General features: G+C 55.3%; 17 protein-coding genes and 2 pseudogenes. 6 read left to right on the top strand and 13 right to left on the bottom strand.

All coding sequences use genetic code 11. From position 1 onward, the window contains the following. Positions 1–291: 291 nt before the first annotated feature. A complete protein-coding gene (locus tag GT355_RS16275) occupies positions 292–1,371 on the bottom strand; it encodes a mechanosensitive ion channel family protein (RefSeq protein WP_240145852.1) in 1,080 nt (359 codons plus the stop codon). A 91-nt stretch (positions 1,372–1,462) separates the two neighbouring features. Then, complete coding sequence (locus GT355_RS16270; RefSeq protein WP_160135598.1) at positions 1,463–2,248, bottom strand: DUF7260 family protein; 786 nt, start codon at positions 2,246–2,248, stop codon at positions 1,463–1,465. Positions 2,249–2,605: 357 nt separating this feature from the next. Between GT355_RS16270 and GT355_RS16265 the strand changes: the two are divergent. After that, positions 2,606–2,845 (top strand): annotated as a pseudogene (locus tag GT355_RS16265) (IS5/IS1182 family transposase); the annotation flags it as partial. An 11-nt stretch (positions 2,846–2,856) separates the two neighbouring features. Here GT355_RS16265 and GT355_RS16260 read toward each other — a convergent pair. After that, a complete protein-coding gene (locus tag GT355_RS16260) occupies positions 2,857–3,486 on the bottom strand; it encodes a methyltransferase domain-containing protein (RefSeq protein ID WP_160135597.1) in 630 nt (209 codons plus the stop codon). Positions 3,487–3,654: 168 nt separating this feature from the next. Here GT355_RS16260 and GT355_RS16255 point away from each other — a divergent pair, with 168 nt between their 5' ends. Then, a complete protein-coding gene (locus GT355_RS16255; protein ID WP_160135596.1) occupies positions 3,655–5,835 on the top strand; it encodes a transposase in 2,181 nt (726 codons plus the stop codon). Positions 5,836–6,276: 441 nt separating this feature from the next. Here GT355_RS16255 and GT355_RS18645 read toward each other — a convergent pair whose 3' ends face one another. Further along, positions 6,277–6,327, bottom strand: coding sequence for a DUF7563 family protein (locus tag GT355_RS18645; protein WP_420825981.1), 51 nt, complete (start codon positions 6,325–6,327; stop codon positions 6,277–6,279). A gap of 379 nt (positions 6,328–6,706) precedes the next feature. On the opposite strand from GT355_RS18645, the gene GT355_RS16250 reads away from it, so the two are divergent. Then, positions 6,707–7,603: a mechanosensitive ion channel family protein gene (locus tag GT355_RS16250; protein ID WP_160135595.1), complete on the top strand. Its 897-nt coding sequence runs from the start codon at positions 6,707–6,709 to the stop codon at positions 7,601–7,603. A 699-nt stretch (positions 7,604–8,302) separates the two neighbouring features. Here GT355_RS16250 and GT355_RS18360 read toward each other — a convergent pair. The 3 genes from GT355_RS18360 to tbsP all read right to left on the bottom strand — a co-directional run bounded on the left by GT355_RS18360 (position 8,303) and on the right by tbsP (position 9,972). Then, the gene (locus GT355_RS18360) at positions 8,303–8,563 is read right to left on the bottom strand and encodes a DJ-1/PfpI family protein (RefSeq protein WP_240145857.1); all 261 of its coding nucleotides are present in this window, start codon (positions 8,561–8,563) and stop codon (positions 8,303–8,305) included. Positions 8,564–8,583: 20 nt separating this feature from the next. Further along, positions 8,584–8,874, bottom strand: a complete 291-nt coding sequence (locus tag GT355_RS18355) for a type 1 glutamine amidotransferase family protein (RefSeq protein ID WP_240145851.1) — start codon at positions 8,872–8,874, stop codon at positions 8,584–8,586. Between the two features lie 264 nt (positions 8,875–9,138). Next, positions 9,139–9,972 carry a transcriptional regulator TbsP gene (gene tbsP / locus GT355_RS16240; protein ID WP_160135594.1) on the bottom strand — a complete coding sequence of 278 codons (834 nt, stop codon included), beginning with the start codon at positions 9,970–9,972 and terminating at the stop codon, positions 9,139–9,141. A 503-nt stretch (positions 9,973–10,475) separates the two neighbouring features. Here tbsP and GT355_RS16235 point away from each other — a divergent pair. Beyond that, complete coding sequence (locus tag GT355_RS16235) at positions 10,476–10,910, top strand: hypothetical protein (protein WP_160135593.1); 435 nt, start codon at positions 10,476–10,478, stop codon at positions 10,908–10,910. A gap of 62 nt (positions 10,911–10,972) precedes the next feature. On the opposite strand, the gene GT355_RS16230 is transcribed toward GT355_RS16235, so the two are convergent. The 5 genes from GT355_RS16230 to GT355_RS16210 form a co-directional block, all read right to left on the bottom strand. Then, a complete protein-coding gene (locus tag GT355_RS16230; RefSeq protein ID WP_192928038.1) occupies positions 10,973–11,218 on the bottom strand; it encodes a hypothetical protein in 246 nt (81 codons plus the stop codon). A 252-nt stretch (positions 11,219–11,470) separates the two neighbouring features. Further along, positions 11,471–13,411 (bottom strand): transposase, encoded by a 1,941-nt coding sequence (locus GT355_RS16225; protein WP_160135592.1) that lies wholly within the window; start codon positions 13,409–13,411, stop codon positions 11,471–11,473. Positions 13,412–13,479: 68 nt separating this feature from the next. Continuing rightward, positions 13,480–13,977 (bottom strand): flavin reductase family protein, encoded by a 498-nt coding sequence (locus GT355_RS16220; RefSeq protein WP_160135591.1) that lies wholly within the window; start codon positions 13,975–13,977, stop codon positions 13,480–13,482. A 146-nt stretch (positions 13,978–14,123) separates the two neighbouring features. Beyond that, on the bottom strand, positions 14,124–14,717 hold the full coding sequence (locus tag GT355_RS16215) for an NADPH-dependent FMN reductase (protein WP_160135590.1): 594 nt from the start codon (positions 14,715–14,717) through the stop codon (positions 14,124–14,126). 87 nt (positions 14,718–14,804) lie between these two features. Then, a complete protein-coding gene (locus tag GT355_RS16210; protein ID WP_275690162.1) occupies positions 14,805–16,070 on the bottom strand; it encodes an FAD-binding oxidoreductase in 1,266 nt (421 codons plus the stop codon). A 342-nt stretch (positions 16,071–16,412) separates the two neighbouring features. On the opposite strand from GT355_RS16210, the gene GT355_RS16205 reads away from it, so the two are divergent. Further along, positions 16,413–17,048 carry a helix-turn-helix domain-containing protein gene (locus GT355_RS16205; protein ID WP_160135588.1) on the top strand — a complete coding sequence of 212 codons (636 nt, stop codon included), beginning with the start codon at positions 16,413–16,415 and terminating at the stop codon, positions 17,046–17,048. Positions 17,049–17,137: 89 nt separating this feature from the next. Continuing rightward, complete coding sequence (locus GT355_RS16200; RefSeq protein WP_160135587.1) at positions 17,138–17,872, top strand: uroporphyrinogen-III synthase; 735 nt, start codon at positions 17,138–17,140, stop codon at positions 17,870–17,872. Between the two features lie 63 nt (positions 17,873–17,935). Here the strand turns inward: GT355_RS16200 and GT355_RS16195 are convergent. Next, a pseudogene (locus GT355_RS16195) lies at positions 17,936–18,612 on the bottom strand (IS6 family transposase). Between the last annotated feature and the right edge of the window lie 2 nt (positions 18,613–18,614).

Genomic DNA, 18,614 nt, shown 5'->3' with positions numbered 1-18,614 from the left:
TCCTTATCCCCGCAGATAAATATTGGATTCGAGCCTTTGTAAGACAAAGATCGAAATCCTCTGAATTTGACTCGATTGAGATCAGTCGGCGTTAGCTCAGTCATTGCAAACAGTTCAACCTGAAATCAGGCAGATGGATTTCTCATACATCTCTGAAGTCAGGCAGGTGGGTTTCTCATGCACACTGGACTCGAATCTATATCAGTAGTCTAAATTTCGCAGGTGGCTATGCAGGACGAACCCACCTAGCTGACCTCTGGTTTCTCGAACCCTTTAGCGAGAGGAGTGGTGTCAGTCGTCGGTTGATCCCGGCGACTCGAAGCCGTCGCCCGGCCCAGAATCAGATTCTGCGTCCTCATTGAGATCGGACGCGCTATTGCGCACACTCCCCATCCAGTCATCGATGTTTTCGGCAACGTAATCCTGCCCACCGAGTGCAAGCATCCCACCGACACCGATGGCAAGTGCGAGCCCGAGCGAACCGAAGAACGCCACGATGACCGTGTTGAACAGGCTCGTGAGCACGGACGTGTCGAATCCGGCCGTGTCGAGTGCGAACACGACGACGATGTAGTAGACGAACAGTTGCACAGCCAGACCCGCGATGTCAGCCGCCCGGCTCGCATCGACGCTCGCCACCATGTCACCGAGCAGATCGGCTACGTAGATCCCGACAATGAGGACAGCGAGCCCACCGAGAATCAGTGGAATCTGACCGATGAATGCGGTTAGTGGTTCCGACAGAGCGGGGAAATCCAGCGCGTCGACCGCCGCGACCAACGCGAAGTAGTAGATGAGGAACTCGACGAGTTTCCCGGCGGCGTTACCAATACCGCCGACCGCGTCCGTGGCATCGGCGAGCGGTGTGTCCCGGACATAGCCGTTGAGCCTGAACCTGGAAACAACGCTAGCGACGAGGTCGCCGACGAACCGCCCGATGGCGAACCCGACCACGAGGATAATGCCGGCGACAATGATCTGCACCGCACCGTTGGCGATGTTCGTTAGGAACCCGCCTGGAATCGCGATCCCAAGGGAACTGACCGCGGCGAGAACTGCGAGTAAATAGATGACGTACTTGACGATTTTTCCGACCCCTTGTGCGATGCTTTGGTCCGCATCGCCCTCACGTTCGAGGGGTGTTCCCTCAGTGTACTGGGCAGGACCGATCTCTGCGACGAGGCGCTTGACAACGCCGCCAAAGATCCGGCCGACGATCCATCCGAGCAGTAGGATGACGATCGCGCCAACCACCAACGGGATCGCTTCGAGAAACCCGTTGACTAACGGCTGGAGTGAGTCCGGGGCTGTTTGGAGAACGATACCATCGCCGAGTGTATGTGGATACCTCATTGCTATCACTGATGTCACACATTCGCTGACGCCCAGCTCATGCGAGACAGCGGCAATTCACGGAGACCAATCATAAATGTTTATCACGATGAGATACATTAGTTCAATGTCATTCAGTAACTAAGTGTTTACATATCTTGCCATGTACTCGTTGTATTCTCTCGACACAGGCTGTTATTTCTAATAAGACAGGGTACGTGAAGTCCTGTGAGGAATAGAGGTACTCATTAAAACCCTTCCCATTGAGATGCAGGTTGTCCAATGGTGGTCGTTCATTAAGGAACGCTTGGCGTTGATTGGCAAGCATATCGCAGTCGTGTTCAAGCGCGTAGAGTTGGTCACGGATAGCTCTGAGATCCTCGGCGGACCGTGCTTCAAACGGTGGATCAGCCAACTTGGAGACAGTAGTGGTAATCTCGCACAGCTGGTTGTCAGCCTCCGTGAGCGATGTCGCTTCCTGATCGAGCCATATCAAGAACGCTTTACGATCGCGAGACGCCTGCTCTGCAGTGCCAAGGATCGTCGTCTGGAGATCCGAGGTGATGTAACTGTTCTGCTTGAGGATATGACTAATAGCTGGCCCGAGTTCTGCCGCAATGGTTTCGTAGATCGAGGCGTCGTTGTACTCATTGTGATAGTGGCTAGTATCCAGAAGCGTCTCCTGAAAGGCATCCTCAATTCGTCCGACCGTTGTTCCGCCAGGTTCCGTATCGGAGAGTGTGTGGATTGATTGCTGATGTTGCCTCCACGCCCCGTCCTGGGAGTGTTTGCATTCGATGTCGGCAACAAGACTATGAAATCGCTGAAATGCACGCTTTTCAGCCTGTGTTCGGGCCTGCTCACGCTCAACGCGCTCATGCGCGTTGCTGATAGGTTCGATCGCTTGTGAGGTCATGATATATCTGTCAGTAGTTGAAAGTGGGGCAAATCCGGAACCGGTTAATGTTGGCGTGTTATTGTGAATAGAATTATTTACATTCTAAATAACAAAACCAACCTAAATTATCAGATTCTAGCCTTTCTTCCGGTTGTTGCTGCTGGATTACTCTCATCGACGGTTGGTTCTATAGAACTGTTTTTCTGTACCGGTAGCCCGTTGCACGGTATCGAAATCAGTTCAGATGTATCGCACAGTGGCCACTAATGATAGAAACAATCATATTCACTAGAGTGGAGGTCGGAACAGTGGTATGGCCACCAGCCGATCCGGCTCCTACGACAACACCGCCTATTCGCATAACAGGCTAACTGTATCGAAGAACACAACAAGGACGTTCAACTCAAGCAATCCATCTTAGACGAGACATACAACCGACGCACAGGAGTCGAAGAACCAACGACGCGGTCAAGGACTGCGGCCCGGCGCAGACGTGCCCGAGGCCGCGTTCACGCACGAACACAAGTATTCCTTGCGCTGTGTCTCCGGATCGTCGTTGCAATCACCAACTTCGAGCAGGGCGACGACCCTAGTCGTGAGATGTTCAAGCTATGAGGCGGATTCTATTACACGTTATTTCCAGTGACATGTGCGACGGTCGTAATCGCTCTCGGGCTTAGAGATGAAGCTTGTTGGATGTAGTGGTGGAAGTCAACATAACCTGCCTCGGTGAACATATAGTCGGCTTCGTCCTTGTCATAGAACAGCATAATGGCGTCGGCGGCACGTTGGAGGATAGGGTTGGAGGGGTAATCAGGACCGACAATAAGTATTTGACCGCCCGGTTTGGTAACACGACGGATCTCTTTAAGACCCTGAATTGGGTTTGGCCAGTATTCGATAGACCCGGAAGACCAGACAATATCGAAAGTGTTGTCCATGAAGGGGAGGCGTTCGGCGTCACCCATATGGAATGTTACTTGATCTTGCTTGCTGAACTTTTCAAACGCTTTCTCCATCTGATGAATGCTCTGATCGAGAGCATGAATATTATCAGCGTGTTCTAACAACCCGGCAGTCCCGAATCCAGTCCCGCATCCCACGTCAAGCACTTTATCATTGTCGTCAAACTCCAGCCACCCCAACGCTTCCGACCGCATCTCTTCAGTCCAATTTATCCGGTTGACTTGGTCGTATACTTTTGAGAGATACTTGTAAAAGAACTGGGCGTTAGATTTGTCTTCAAGAATTCCCATCTCGCTGAAGTCGTACCGGCCGTCAAATAACAATACCGATTCGACGAATTGGTGGCAGTGTCTATTCAGAAGCCTCTGAGATGGCGTGTAATCCCATGTTCGGACTTGTTCTATCTAAACTTTGACGGAAATTATTTTAAGTTATGAAAGACTACTAACCACATACACGTGGCAAACCGCGAGAAGATTGAGGACGAGATCGTTGCCAGCATCAAATCTGATGTTGCCTCTGATTCTGACCACCTCTACGCTCCTGCCGATCAAGTCTCACTGAATACGGTTCCCCAACCAATCGAGGGTGCTCGTGACACCCCTCTCGAAGAGCTTGATCTGACTTCTATTAACGGTTTACGTGAAGCTGCTCGGCGAGAAGTCGCTGACGACTTCGACAACGTAGCCGACGTGATCAACCCGCTGGTAATCGACGCCGCTTCCGAAGACGACCTCAAACCCCACTCCACATACGACTTCAGGCCCGTCGTCTGTGCGTGGATCTACCGCCTCATCGCACCCTCCGACGGCTACTCGGTCGTCAGCTGGGAGCAGTTGGCCGACCGTCTCGACACCGACGTTGAACTCGCCGCCAGCCTCGGATTCGACCCCAACGAGACGCCGGGCGAGAAGACGCTTCGGGAGCAGTGGCTGACGCGCGTTCGTCCCGCGTTCCAGCGCCACGTCCGGTATCTGGCAGCGGAGTGTGCGGTCAGAGCCGAAAACTACGAGCTGGAGACTGCCGAGGGCATTCGAGAGAACCTTATCGCCGACCACACCGCGGACGAAAAACCGGCCGTCGATCCGATTGGCGAGATGGAACAGGAAATCAAGGATGACGCCTACACCATTCAGGCCGACATCATCCGCGACCTCTGCTCGTACGACCGCGACGACTCCTTCGAATGGGACGGCGACCTCATCACCGACGCGGCGGCCCATATGTGCCGCCGCAACGAGTACGCCGAGCAGGGTATCGGGCGGATGGGCAAGGACTACGGTCTCATCGAGGCGCACGACGATGGCACCGAGGAGTGGAACGTCTTCACACCACAAACGTTCCGCAGAACGGTCAGAAACACCGAACGGAAGAAAATCGACGGTTACGACTGGGACAACGAGGATGCCTACGGCGCGCGGTGGCTTCCGGCGCACGACCTCGTGGACCCAAACACAGTTCGAGGTGATCTCCGCGACGGTCTCGAAGAGGCGTGGACCATCGATCCACACAACCCCGACGGCGACACCGCCATCTGGCACCGACGGACCGAGGAAGGCATCGAGCGCCAGCTGGAATGGCTGAAAGACGATGACGTGATCGGCAAAGACGACACGTTTAACCTTCGCATCGACTACACGACCCACAACTACAGCAAGCACTCTTCGACGAAGAGCGACCCGCCGATTGGCGTCCACAAACAGTCACACCTCGAAACCGGCTATGCTTGGAAGGAACTCCAAGGGACCATCAAGATCAACGGACGGGCGTTCATCATCGCGTCGCTGTCCTACCTCCCGACGAACGACCAGTTCCAGGGTGTCCGCTACATCCTCGACCGCGCTCAGGAGTTGGTGAGCATCGAAACTGTGATGGCCGACGCCGAGTTCGTGGACACGAAGATATGCCGGTATATCCGCCACTGCGGGTGTGATTTCGCGCTTCGGAAGGGTGCGACCGACTCGGTGAAGGACACGGTCGAGGATTTCGAGGGCCGTGCAGACTGGGACAACGACTGGACGCTCATCAGTAGCGGCCGGGAGAAAACCCACGACACCACGCTCGTCGGTCTGGAAAAGGACTTCAAGAGTGTCCCCGACCACAAGAAGAACGGCGAGGACGAAGATGACGAACCGGACACGACGCTCGCGGACTTCGACACGGATAAGTCCGGGAACGTCGACGACCAGCAGTTGACGTTGGACCAGGCCATCGAAGAGACCCACAAGGATAACGAGGACATCGACTACTTCTGCATCATCACGAGCAAAACCGTCGAGAGAGCGGGAGTCGACCCGGACGACAATCCCATCGCGCACGACCCCACAGGGACGGCGTGGGGAATCGGTCGGCTTTATCGGGATCGCTGGGGTATCGAGACGGCGTTTCGTGACAAAAAAGCGCAGTTCGCAGCGAAAACGCGGTCCCGAGACCTCGGCTACCGGCGATTCCTCTGGATGATGGAGAACCTGCTCTACAACGGGTGGGTAATGCTGAATACCGCTGTCTCGGACCAGAGTCCGGCCCGCGATGACGACGAGATCGTGGTCAAGCAGAACACGTACTTGGACGAACTGGACCGGCGCGTGCTCAGCGGTCTGAGTCTGGACGTAGAATTCCCGGATGTCGAGTACGACTGACGCGGCGCTTCCTTCTCGTGGTAGCTGAACGGTGAGTTGCAGGACTCGCCAGCCACCACTGTTTTTCGAGTCCCGTCATTTGTTTCGGCATTTCATATACTGAAAACGTCACTTCTCAGAAGGTAGTCGGTCACCGATCTGGTTCTCGTTGATAATCTGCACTGAGTGGGTCGGAATCAGTTCCAGTTTTGGTGCGTGCTTTCAACTACTGATCTGTGTGCAAAACGTGTGCGTGTTACCGGGGCGTTCTCTTTCGACAGTAGTGTATCTCTGAACACCGTCTTCCGACTACCAAGCGGTATTGCGGTGGAGCCTGTCACGGAGTCGTTCATCAGTGTCGCGGTGATCGGGCATCGCAGACGTCGGCCCCATCGCGGACTTTCCCTGGACGGTTCGGACAGGCGCGTACTGGTTCGTTCCCATTCTAGGAGATGCGAACATCTAGGCATACTGATCAGTGACGAACGCCTCGCAGTTCTGGCATTCAGGCATATGAGAGGATCATCGTGGAGAGTAACCTGCACAAACTGATCGTTCCCGCAACTCTGACACTGGGTCGTGCCCATCGGAACCAGGCCTCCATCGCTAGTGGTTCTGGCAAGAGACAGGCTGTTGTCCTGGTCACAACAGAGAAGTCTGTTGCCATTTCTTTTCATTGTATTATACGATCTACCATCCATGATATCGGTTGCACGATAGTGCCCCTCACCATTGGTCTTTTCGGCCAGAGAGTCTCCCCTTCGAGGAATTCGCTTTCGGTGAGCGATTCGAAGATATTATCCACCTGTTCCATTTGCCGACATTTTTCCAAGATATCACACATTAATCGTGACATTGATTATCATCTCGTCTATCTACTCGGGCAGGTTCTATGATACCACTCCAGCAAGGGTTTTCACTCGACCCACAGTCATTGCTCAACCAGTACGGACCGGCACTCGTCAACGCCGCCGTGACGATCGTGCTGTTCGTCGTCTCGTTCGTCATCATCTACTACGTCGGCAAGGCCATCGTGGTCCGGATGTTGAACGTCGCGCTCGACAGCCGCGATGTCGACGAGACGATTGCAGGATTGCTCGTGAGCACCGTGGTCGCCAGCACGGCTGTGCTTGCGATTGTGATCGCAGCCACCATCGCGGGCGCTGGCGTCGTGCTCGCGGCGTTTGCGACGCTCGCTGGCGCGCTCGCGCTCGCGGTCGGGTTCGCTGCACAGGACATCATCTCGAACTTCGTTGCAGGAATCTTCATCGTCCAGGACGAGCCATTCAAGGTCGGCGACTGGATCGAGTGGGACGGCAACGTCGGCATCGTCAGAGAAATCCAACTCCGAGTCACGAAACTTGATACGTTCGACAACGAGGAAGTCACGGTGCCAAACAGCGACCTCGCCAACGCTGTCGTGACCAACCCCACAGGGAACGACCGGCTCAGGGTCGGCGTCGACTTCGGTATCGAGTATGATGACGACATCGAAGACGCGCGTGCGGCAATTCTCGACGAGGCGCGGAAACTCGATGGTACACTTACCGAACCCGAACCCGCCGCGCCGGTGACGAGTCTGGGCGACTCCGCAGTCGTGCTTTCAGGGCGGGTATGGATCGACCCGAACCGTACTGGCTACGCACCGACGGCCGCCGCGTTCACCGAGGCGGTCAAGAAACGCTTCGATACCGAAGGTATCGGCATGCCGTACCCCTACACCGAATTCACCGGGAGCGTCGATGTCAAGAATCCTGATAGGGCAGGATACTCGGCAACGGACGACTAACCACAGCAATTCTGCCAGATTCGGCCTTCCGTATTTTGACGACGATCAACACTGGTTCGAGTCGCTCAACCACTCGACAATCGGTGATGGCCAGGGACTTCGGGTGTCGAAATCAAAGCTGATATCAGCGGGAGCATCTACGTTTCCTGCTCATCATAACTCTCGGAAGCGTCTGTCAGTACCTCTCAATTTAGTTCGCTACCAATCCTCTCAGACTGAATTTTTGAAGCCTGATGTTGAGAAGGTGGATTCCCCATGTCCAGCTGATTTCAGGCAGGTGGATTTCTCTTGACGAACCTCAACGCGTGGATTGCAGCGGTCACGCCGGAGTCCGTTCGCGGACGGGCGCTCAGTGCCTTGACGAGTGCGTTCTTCCTCGGGCAGTTTCTCTCACCGCTAGTGGTCCAGCCAGTACGCGATACTCTGGGCCTAGGAACGACGTTTGTCGGGGTCGGGATCTTGCTAGCGGGCGGAGCAATCGTGTTCGCGCTCGCCAGGGTGTCTGTCACGCCATCCTCCAAGTCGGAATCCGCCACGTAACAACAGTCGATGACCGAACAGCCGGCGGACCAGCTCGACTGGTGGGCGGATACTGCTACTGAAAGTCATAGATCAACCATGGATTGAGTCCATGACTACGACTCTGAAAAGCATGTAGAGCCTTTCAGCTCCTGTGAGGGGGACGGAACACAGAGACGGTTACTCGTCGTTGAACACGGCCTCTCCGTAGGGATAATCCATCTGCTTCGCAATAGCCTCGCGAGTCTCGACGTCAGATAACATTTCGACTACATACAATCCGAGATCGACAGCCGCGGAGACGCCTCGTCCCGTGATGACGTTCCCGTCTCGTACAACGCGGTTGTCGACGACTTCTGCGTATTCCGCGAGCGTATCGAGCTCGCTTGGGTGGGTGGTTGCCCGCCGTCCCTGAAGGAAGCCTGCCGCACCGAGTAACAGAGAGCCCGTGCAGACCGAAGTCAGATACGTACAGCTTGCGGCTGTTCGAAGCCACTTGAGGAACGTCTCTCGTGGCGGAGATCGCGAGTCGCGTATCCACCGGGAATGAAGATGAGGTCATAGTCACCGAGATCCGGCTCCACGCGATCCACAGTGAATTCCAACCGGTTCGCACTCACTGTCTCTGTTTGAGCGCAGATATCCCAACTGATGGACATGAACTCCATCCGATCGAGGCGGGTGATCGGGTCGTATGCGCCGACGAAATCCAGCGCTGTCATTCCCTCGTAGATACAGAACGCGACGTTCATAGGCGTCTTTCACCAGTCGGACGCAAATTCGTTGCGACCACCTAGCCATCGCGGTATAATCACCCCACTCTCAGATCCTGCTATAGCTGAAGCGATGAAAAGATGGCAAACGTACACGCTCTGGAGGGGCGCTAGGGTGTGTAACCTCGGTCCCCACCAGCGCCTCGATAGCGGTGATACTGGTCGGTTCGGCACGCTTGTGGGAATGCAGAAGTGCGATCGGGAGTCCTGTCGTCGTGGCCGCACCAGGCTCAGGCATTCACCTTATGCCGGAGCCATCGAAATCAGTTCCCGAACCACGCTCGGTATCTCCTCAGTATCAGCCTCACGCAGGCGCTCATCGCCCACCAGCAAACGTAATCGGGGTCGCCCAATGTCGATCGGCACTTTCTCCGTCTCTATCAATCCGTGATCTTCAAGCGTGTTTTTCATCCGCGAGAACGTCGCCTTGCTTCCCACTCCTGAATCCTCCCCCCACTTCGAAATCTCGTACAGCAGTTCTTCGTGTCTCGCTGCTACTAACAAACTCACGCCCACCTCATCGAGAATCGTCTCATCACGCGTACTCCCAACCGCTCCCAGTATCGCTCGGAAGCCCGTTTCCACCTCCGAACCGAACGCTTCAGCCAGTGAATCCAACACTCGCGAACGCGCTGGCGTCCGTAAATCGAACGCTTCACCATCCTTCCAGAGGTCATTCCGGCGCTCGCGAGCCGCCTCAACGAACTCCTCGTCATTAGTGGCTAAAGCAGCACTATATCCGTCATTCAGCGCGAGAAGCGATACAACTGTCTCCTCGGTCACCAGCAGGGTGTTCGTCAATCGCTCAGTGGCCGCCCGCAGTTCAAGCGTCTCCGTTTCGATCAGCTCCGCCGCCGTGCTCGCCACCACGAAGTCATCGCGCAGCCATCTCAGTACTTCCTCCCTCACGAGCAAACGCACTCTCGGTGAGTCCTCAATGCTGGCGAGTGTCTCGACGAGTTCGCGTGCCGACTCTTCATCGAATCCCACTGCAATCACCGACCCACTCTCTCTAGCGAGGAGCATCCGAAGGTTCTCGCCAACCGATGGCCCTACTTGCCCTGAACTGACTGTCATAGACCAACGATAGGTCTAAAGACTACATCCACCTTTTGGATTATACCAATTTATATTAGAACAGATGGAGGCAACTGAGATACAGATGCGGCTGATTTTGAGAAATCATTCCCTCAGACAACCCCAGCACTCAGAAAGCTGAATCAACTGTCAAATTCGGAACCATAATTCCCCGTTTCAACGCTGTTCTAGCTGCATTTCAAAACGAACACGGCGGTGAGAATACCGTCAACTCCTTAATTTCCTGGTCAATCATTCAACTTCCTGGCACAGGACATCCACTTTGGAATCATCGCTAACTTCCTGAAGTCAGGCAAGTAGACTGCTCAAGCATGACTAGAATCGAAACCAATGCCGTCAGAATAAATTCCGCAGACCTCTGTGTATGACAAATCTAGCTAGCCGACATCAGATTTTGAGACAAGCTATTCATGAGCAAACTACCTGCCTGACTTGAGGTAATAAGAGGTGGATATTTTAGCGAGGAGGTTAATTGAACTGATATGAGTGTCAAAGATTCCTCGATACTCTTCGGTCGTGACCGGCATCGCTCTCGCCAATTTCTCAGCCTCGCGGCCGCTGTTTGCTTCGGTAGTCTTGCGTTCTACGGTGTGGCGTCGATTGATGCGGTCCCGTTCCTCTGGCAACTCGTGTACGTGCCAGTGTTGATCGCAGTTGGTGGGGCAGTGGTCAATGCTTACCTCAACGATGGGCTTTTCGTGAGTGCACTGAATACAGCTGGGATCGCGCTTGCTGTGGTACTCGCACACGTTATCACCGCAGTGCTCACACGGGGCCTCAGCGCCATTCTGTCCCCATTTACAGGATTTCCGGGTGGAGGGTTCTATCTCTCTCTCACTGTAGTTTTACTTGGTGTCGGGGCTGTTGCATTTGTTATCGGTGCTGGCACACGACGCATTGTAACCTTTCTCGGGTAAGGATTAGATACTCTTCTCTGAAGTCAGGCAAGTGGACTTCTCATGCACAGTAGATAGTAAAATCAATTTTGAGTTGATTTCGTCGGTGGCTGTGCATGACGAATCGACCTAGCCGCCTTCTGGTCTAGGTGCTTTTTCGCTGCGTTCGGCGAGCAGTCCGCGATATCAGCGATCTCACGATAGGAGGTTGGTCTCGTGATTCCAACGAGAACATCGTAGACACGCCCGAAGGTATCCGTGTTGCTGGACCAGCGTTGCCGTAGCTCATCGGTCTGCTCACCAGCTGGGTCCGGGTCGAAGTCAGTCATGAGTGACTGTACGCGCGCTCGCAATATGAATTTTGAAAATGCAAATATATGGCGGCGCGGCGCGCAGATGGCAAGCAGGTAGCCAGATGATCGCTCGGAATCGGCTGTTTCCGGCCCGATTTTGCGCCCGTCAGGACGAATCCCAAAATCCTAATTTCTATTATTTATTCTAAACTGATATTATGATGCTGGAATAATCGAGAATTGAGAGAGCCGCTGCTCAGCAGGCGCGATCCTGGAGAGAATTCAGCGTCAGTCGGGTGGATCGAGACCGTAGTACTGCTTCGCTATCGTCACGAACTGGTTGGCATCGACGCGTGGTGCGTAGTCGGGATGCACCTCCAGCGAAAGTTTGACGAGCAAATCGACTAGTCGCCAGACATTATAGAGCACGCACGCGAACATGAAATTGAAAAAGCGATATCGCGGGCACGTCGACGTCGTCCGCACCATGAACGTCTTGATTTTCTTATACCCGTTCTCGATACCCCACCGATGGCGGTACCACCGAATCAGACGCGCTATCATGTGGGTCTGCTCGCGTTCCGTATAGGGTTCGCCGTCATCATCACGAGCCGAGACAAACGGGTGGTTGGTCTGGAACACCACGAATCCCGTGCCGTCACCATCGGCGTCCTCCGTCTCCAGTGGCTCATCGCCACGAATTTCTCCGAGAAGCCGTCCCAGCGGGGATGCATCCCCGTCGATGTCGTCTTCGGTAAGTCCAAGGTCATCACGCATCTCCTGCCGGTGATTCGGCCTCTTATCGTGGTCGTCTCCCGCCTCGCTTTCCGTGTCCTCGTCTTCTGGCGTCTCCCTCGTTGAAGGCAGGAACAGGTTCTTCCGAATCGGTTGGTCCTCAGACGACTCTTCGACGATTCTGACGGTTGCGTCGTTTTGTTTCATCACCTCGATGGTGTCGTTCTGGTCGGCGAACTTCCGCTTCGGATTGAGGAAGTACACCCCGTGCTCTTCGCAAGTGTCCTTGACCGGATCGCTGTCGAACTCGCGGTCCATTATCACGAGTTCGATGTCGTCGACCATCTCGGTCGCGTGGTCAAGCAACTCATCAACGATCTCGTCTTTCGACATGCCGCGCTTTTTCGGAAGCGCGTCGAGCACGAGTGGAATGTCGTGGCCGACGATCTGAATGCTCGCCCACTTGTGGTAGTAGTTGCCGTCTCGATGGCCGAGGATGTACGGTTCGACGACGTTGCCCTCGTCATTAGTGTCCATTTCACCGGTGAACGGCGCACCTTTCGACACGTCGATGGCTGCCCACAGCTTCCCGACGAGTTCGCCGTCGTGCCGAGCGCGTTCGATGAGGCGTTTCGTGATTCGCCGGTGCTGGCGACGCATTTCCTCGATGCTCAACTTGCGAATCTGCCACCGATGGGATAACCCAGAGGGGGTATCCTCGCGGGTCGAGTCAACATAGAAACTGTCCGCGCCGCTCTCGGCGTACATGTTCTTGCGAACGCCCATGAACGCGTGTTGCTCCCAGAACGCGTTCTCGTGGATTTGAGCGTTGTCCCCGCGTTTGAGGAAGAGTTCCTCGGTGACGAACGGCTTCGCATGCTGCCACACCTGCTTGGTTGTGTCGGTGATGAGCTGTGTTTCCGACCGCTCCGAGATGTTCTGTTTGTCGTCGGGCTGAAAGACATCGTCCGGAGCGGGGATACCCTCCTCACGAGCTAGTTCGACGAGTGCAGTCGCTACGTCAAGGCAGATGTTCCGAAGGTCATCGCTGAGCTCCTCGTTCCATATCTCCCAGAGCCGGGACTGCGTTGGTGGTTGTGGCTGTATCCGCTCCGATTCCTCTGTCAGAAACGTGTCGATGAATCCGTATGCTCTCGTTAGCTCTGGGTTCGCTTCGAGGTGGTCAGCAAGCTGTTTCTCGCCGTTCCAGCCCATCGCCAGTTTGAGGACGTGCGCTCTGATCCACGGAGCGAGCGGTGTGTAGTTCCGATGCCACGTGGCCCGTGAATCGGGAAGGTCTGGATCGATAGAGAGATCGGCGATCAGGATCTTGATGGTCGGATCATCCGTCGCCGTCCCGGTATAGCGGAGCGAAAACCGGACTTGGCCGTCGTGGGTCTCGTCAATAGATCGGTCAGAAAGATCGTACAACGAATTCCACTGGAGATTGAACGCCGGTTCCGAGTCGCCTGTTGGTGACTGTAATCGTTCCACTGATAGACATGGTTGGAGACGAGCGCGAGCCCGGCTACTCCTGGAGCTTCGCCGAACGCATCGTGATATTACTCATCGGAGTGAATCGTCCCCCAATTGCCTCGGTAGAATGTGAGTGGAGTAGCGTCCGGCCGCAGGACGTCGGCGGTCTCGACTGCCCCTACGTAGATCGTGTGGTCGCCCTCGGGATAGGCCGACTGGAGCGAGCAGTCGAGGTAGGCAAGCGCGTCCTCGAAGACGGGTGCGCCCGTCTCTGCCGTCTGTGTCCGTTCGGTCTCGAACGGACTCTCATCGAGATCGGTCATCCCCGCGAAATACTCCCCGAGGTGGCGTTGGTCTCGACTGAGCACGTTGACACAGTAGCCATCGATGTCGCCGCTTGCCAACAGCTCGTGGGTGTTCGTCCCGTGATCGATACAGATCAGCACGAGCGGGGGCTCCAGCGAGAGACTCGACAGTGCATTGACTGTGAGACCGTGGACAGGCTCACTGGGGAACGTCACCACCGAGACACCTGTTGCAAACTTCGCCATTACCTCCCGGAACTGGGTCGATTCTACTGTCATTGTCCGATTTTCATGTTACACATGGTGGTTGTTCTTGTCGCTCGTCGGCAGCGGGGCAGCCAGACACGTTCCAGTATCCGGTGACGATATCGTGACCGCTGGGACGAATCTCGCCATTGCACAGTGCGGGCCAGTTTGCGGATGGTTCATATGTCCTCGCCACTCCCTTCCGCCTCGTGAAATACCCGGTCTACGATCTGCTGTCCCAGCGTCCGGAGTGCGTTCACGGAGTCAACGGCCAGCTCGTCGTGCTCCCCTGCCGCAGTGATTGACACCTGCATTGGGAGTACCCAGGCGTTGAGTGTCGTACAAACCGTTCGGAGATGCTCTAACGCAAGAGCGGGTTCCGATCCCTCAGTTACACCAAGCAAGCCGACGGGTTTGCTGTCGAACTCCTCGGGGCCACAATACTCCAGCGCGGTCTTTAGTTGGGCCGAGTACGAGTCGTGCCGAACCGAGGTGGCAAGTATCACGGCATCGGCCCGTGCGATCCGGCGCACAACGGCGACCCCCTCCTGTGGTTCCGGCTGATCCGAATTATACAGTGGTAGTGTCAACTCGGCGAGATCAAAGAGATCTATCGCTGCCCCTGCGTTCTCTGCTCCTGTCAGCACTTCGCTGAGTGCGCGGGTAGCACCCGCGTGCTGTTCGACTGCCCCATGGACGCCAATCACACGGAGCTGCTCCGCTGTCTCCTCCGAAGAAGCTATGCGTGTCCTGTCACGGCGGTTGTTTGTCATCGGATGGTGTCCTGTGCTGGAATTGTCTCGATTCGAACGCAGTTGGCCGATTCGGACCACGTTCGAGTCATAGTGCTCTCCGTTCCACTATCCATTCGTGAGATCGAGGTGTTGGTCGAGCCGAAACAGCCCCGCTGGATCGTACTTGTTCTTTATTTCGACGAGGCGGTCGTAGTTCTCACCGTATGCCGCTCGTGATAGTTCTTCGCCCGTTTTATCGGCATTGGCCCATCCGACGTAGAGGCTATCCTGTGACGCATCCACTTTTACGAGATCCTTGCGCGCCTGACGCGCCCATGCGGTGGTTTCCTGTGCCGTTTCCGGGTCCGAGTCTTCCCAGGCTGCTTCGATACTTATCATGAACGACGAATCACGCCACGGAAATGCCGTCTCGTCGGAGGCCACACGCCCCATTGCGCCGTCGAGATGCCACACCCCAATACTCGATAATGGCGACCCCTCGCTCCCCCATTCTAGGAAACGCTCGATGAGATCATCACTCAACTCATCTGCAAATAGCGCCCGCCAATCGTACTTCCGTCCGGCTGGGAAGATGTCGTCTTGCAATTCGTGGAGAGCAATGAACGACATCGGTTCGCTGAGATCCACGATTGGGTTATCGAGCTCCTGAAGCGGTGCGAGCACTTCTTTGCCGGCTTCTACTGGTCCCGTGTACACACCGATGACGACGAACGCAGGGTCGCCGTGTCGTTCCTCGGGGAACACCGGAGCTGGTGGAACGACCGTATGGAATATCATCGCCGTTGCCTCCTCGGGAGCATCGGCCGTGAATTCTCGAAAGCTCCGCAGAGTATCCGCACCCTGTTCGATCGGGTAGAAAGTATATGCGACCATGACCTCGGGACCCACAGGGTAGAGATCGAACTCAAAGGACGTGACGACCCCAAAGCTCGCCCCACCACCGCGAATCGCCCAAAACAGGTCTGCATTCTGCTCCTCACTCGCAGTACGCAACTGGCCGTCAGCGGTGACAATGGTGACCGAGCGGAGAGCGTCGATGCCAAGCCCATGTTTGCGTCGGATGTAGCCAATACCACCCCCGAGTGTCGAGCCGGCCACCCCCGTATCGGTAGCCCCACCGGCGGGCGTGGCCAGCCCGAACTCCTGCGTCTCGCGGAACAATTCACCCACGGTTGCTCCGGGTTCGACGTGCGCTATCTGTTCGTCGGGGTCGACACGAACTCCAGTCATCGCTGAGAGGTCAATGACGAGCCCATTCTCACAGACGGACCCACCAGTCACGAGATGACCACCACCACGTACCGTTGCCAGAGCTCTGTTCTCACGAACGAAATCCACGAGGGTGATGATGTCGGCAACCCCGCTACACAGGACGATAAGGGCGCGGGGTGTTTGTCGATCACTCCATTGTGTACCTGACGTTCTTCGTCGTACTCCGGATCATCTGGGCGAATGATGTTCCCATCGAGGCTTTCGATGAGTGTCTGTACTTGCTCGTCAGCAATCTGGTCGAGTGTTCTCCAATTGGGGTTGGGGCCTCCCGCTGGAGGTGACGACGAACCTGTCATAGGGATTGTTCTCCGTTGATTTCAGTGTCGCTGGGACTCTCTGAGTTCATTGCAACTACAAAGATGCTACACAGGCGACCGCAATGGGACTACGCAGGAACAAGTTCCTGTCTTTAAGTGGGTGGGCAATCGAATTCGGACTGATATGCCCCATCTCCAGATACAATTCGACGGAACGGAAGCGGAGAGTTGGCTGATCGATGCCTCGACCGAATTCCCGAAGGCTGAATTCAGAGTATTGGTGGCCCAGCCCAGAGACAATGGATTGCTCGCAATACTGCAAGTGTTGACAGCGGATGGAGAGCCACTCGTTCGCCGGTTAGCGGATACCTCCGAGGTTGGCTCGTATGAGGTGGTCTATCGTGATGAGACGATGCTGCTCGTCCGCCTTACATCCTCGGTAACAGAGCCATACGAAGTGTACCTCGAATCAGAGATTCTTCCACAAGAACCATCTATTCTCCGGAACGGGCGCTTTAGCGTCGAGCTGACGGATTCACACGAACGGTTGTCGGTGTTCATTGACGAGTTGGCGGCGGCTGATATCCCATATCAGATTTTGTCGTTGTCACAGTCGTACGACTCGAACGAACTACTCACGGATCATCAAGAGGAGTTCATCTCCGCGGCGGTCGAGCGCGGCTACTACGATACGCCCCGAAATTGTACGCTCGCTGAACTGGCAGCATCATTTGACATTCATAAATCGGCGGCAAGTAGATTGCTTCGCCGGGCTGAAAGCCGCATTATCACGAAATTCGTGGCTGAAACGGCACCATAGCTGGGACGGGGCCGACTCTTCACTGGTCATCCAGTTAGTGAAGACAGCGAATCCAAGCGATTATCCCCGACCTAGTTGCCTACTATACTATGAGCAAGCCGACGATAGCTGTTCTCCGACCTGATGACAATCGTATCGCTGCGGCAATTGACTATCTCCGATCACATGAAGTTTCGCCGGTCGCAGATCCCATGCTCAAGGTTCGGCCGACCGGGGAGTCACCAGCAGTGGCAGACTATTGCGTCTTCACGAGCCAGACCGGGGTTGAGATAGCTGTTGATCAGGATTGGCATCCTGGTGAGGCGACAGTATGCGCCGTCGGCCAGCAGACCGCTTCGACATTACGAGACTCCGGCGTGGCAGTAGATATTATGCCGTCGACGTTCACGTCTGCTGGTCTCGTCGACGAACTCGCTACTGAGGTCAATGGATCAACTGTCGAGATCGCTCGCAGTGCACACGGCAGCGATGTATTGGTCCGAGGACTTACGGCCGCTGGTGCGAATGTCCATGAAACGCAGCTGTATCGATTGAATCGTCCAACGGCTGCAGGCAGCTCAGTCACTCTCGCAACAGACGGCCAACTGGATGCAATACTATTCACATCACCAAGGACAGTTGAGCATTTCTGCGAGATTGCCGCTGAGCAAGACGGTGTGCCCGCACTCCAGCGCGGCGTTGCGGAGACGGTTATCGGAGCGATTGGGATGCCGACCGCTCAAGCGATTCAAGAACGCGGTATTACAGTGGACGTGATACCAGACACAGTCGGGTTCACTCAGCTTGCAGATTGCACAGTGGAGGAACTCGCCACTCGCCACTAACACCACTTCTCGTACCCACGATACTACCGCCATTACATCCCTGCTCCACGGTTTTTGCACGAATTAACACTGTCTAGATAACCTCGCTGGCGTTCGATCATTCAACGCCTGATGCAGTCGCTGATAATTGTAGTAATGAACAAACACTGCAAGCCACTGGCGGACGCTCAGCCGACTGCCCACCCACGAATGGTGGAAACGGTCGACTCGCATCTTGAACGTGTGAAACCACTTTTCGATTTGGTTTCGGTCGGTGTAATCGACCCGACCGTTGAGTCCTAATCGAAAGATGGCAGTCCGTTAGCCGAAAGCATCTGTGAGAAACACTGCTTCTGAGCAATCGTGTTTCTCGGTGATTGCATGAAGAAACGCAGCTGCCGAATCGGTGCCATGTCGGCTGAACAGAGCGATATCCAAAATCAGTTTTGTGTCGAGGTCTATTGCAGCATACAACCACGACTGTTTGCCATTGATTTTGACAGTCGTCTCGTCGACCGCGACCCGCCTCGGCTTCGCCTTCGGCGGGTCTGGCAGGCTGTCAGAGAGGCGATGTACCCACTGCCAGATCGCCTGAAACGAGCGATCTATGGCGAAAAATCGCTTCTGTCTCCCGACGTGAAAGACCTGCAGCATGGAGACGAACGGCGAACGCCCGTTAGGGCGTTCGCCGTTCGCTCACGCTGCCAACATTCAAGCGTAGCGGTGTCAAAACTCCCCTTGAGCAGATCTGAGAGTAGCATGA

The sequence above is a fragment of the Halococcus salsus genome, from assembly GCF_009900715.1.
GTDB classification, from domain to species: Archaea; Halobacteriota; Halobacteria; order Halobacteriales; family Halococcaceae; genus Halococcus; species Halococcus salsus.
The sequence above is the reverse complement of the archived record's forward strand: the minus strand, read 5'-3'. Positions and strand labels throughout refer to the sequence as shown.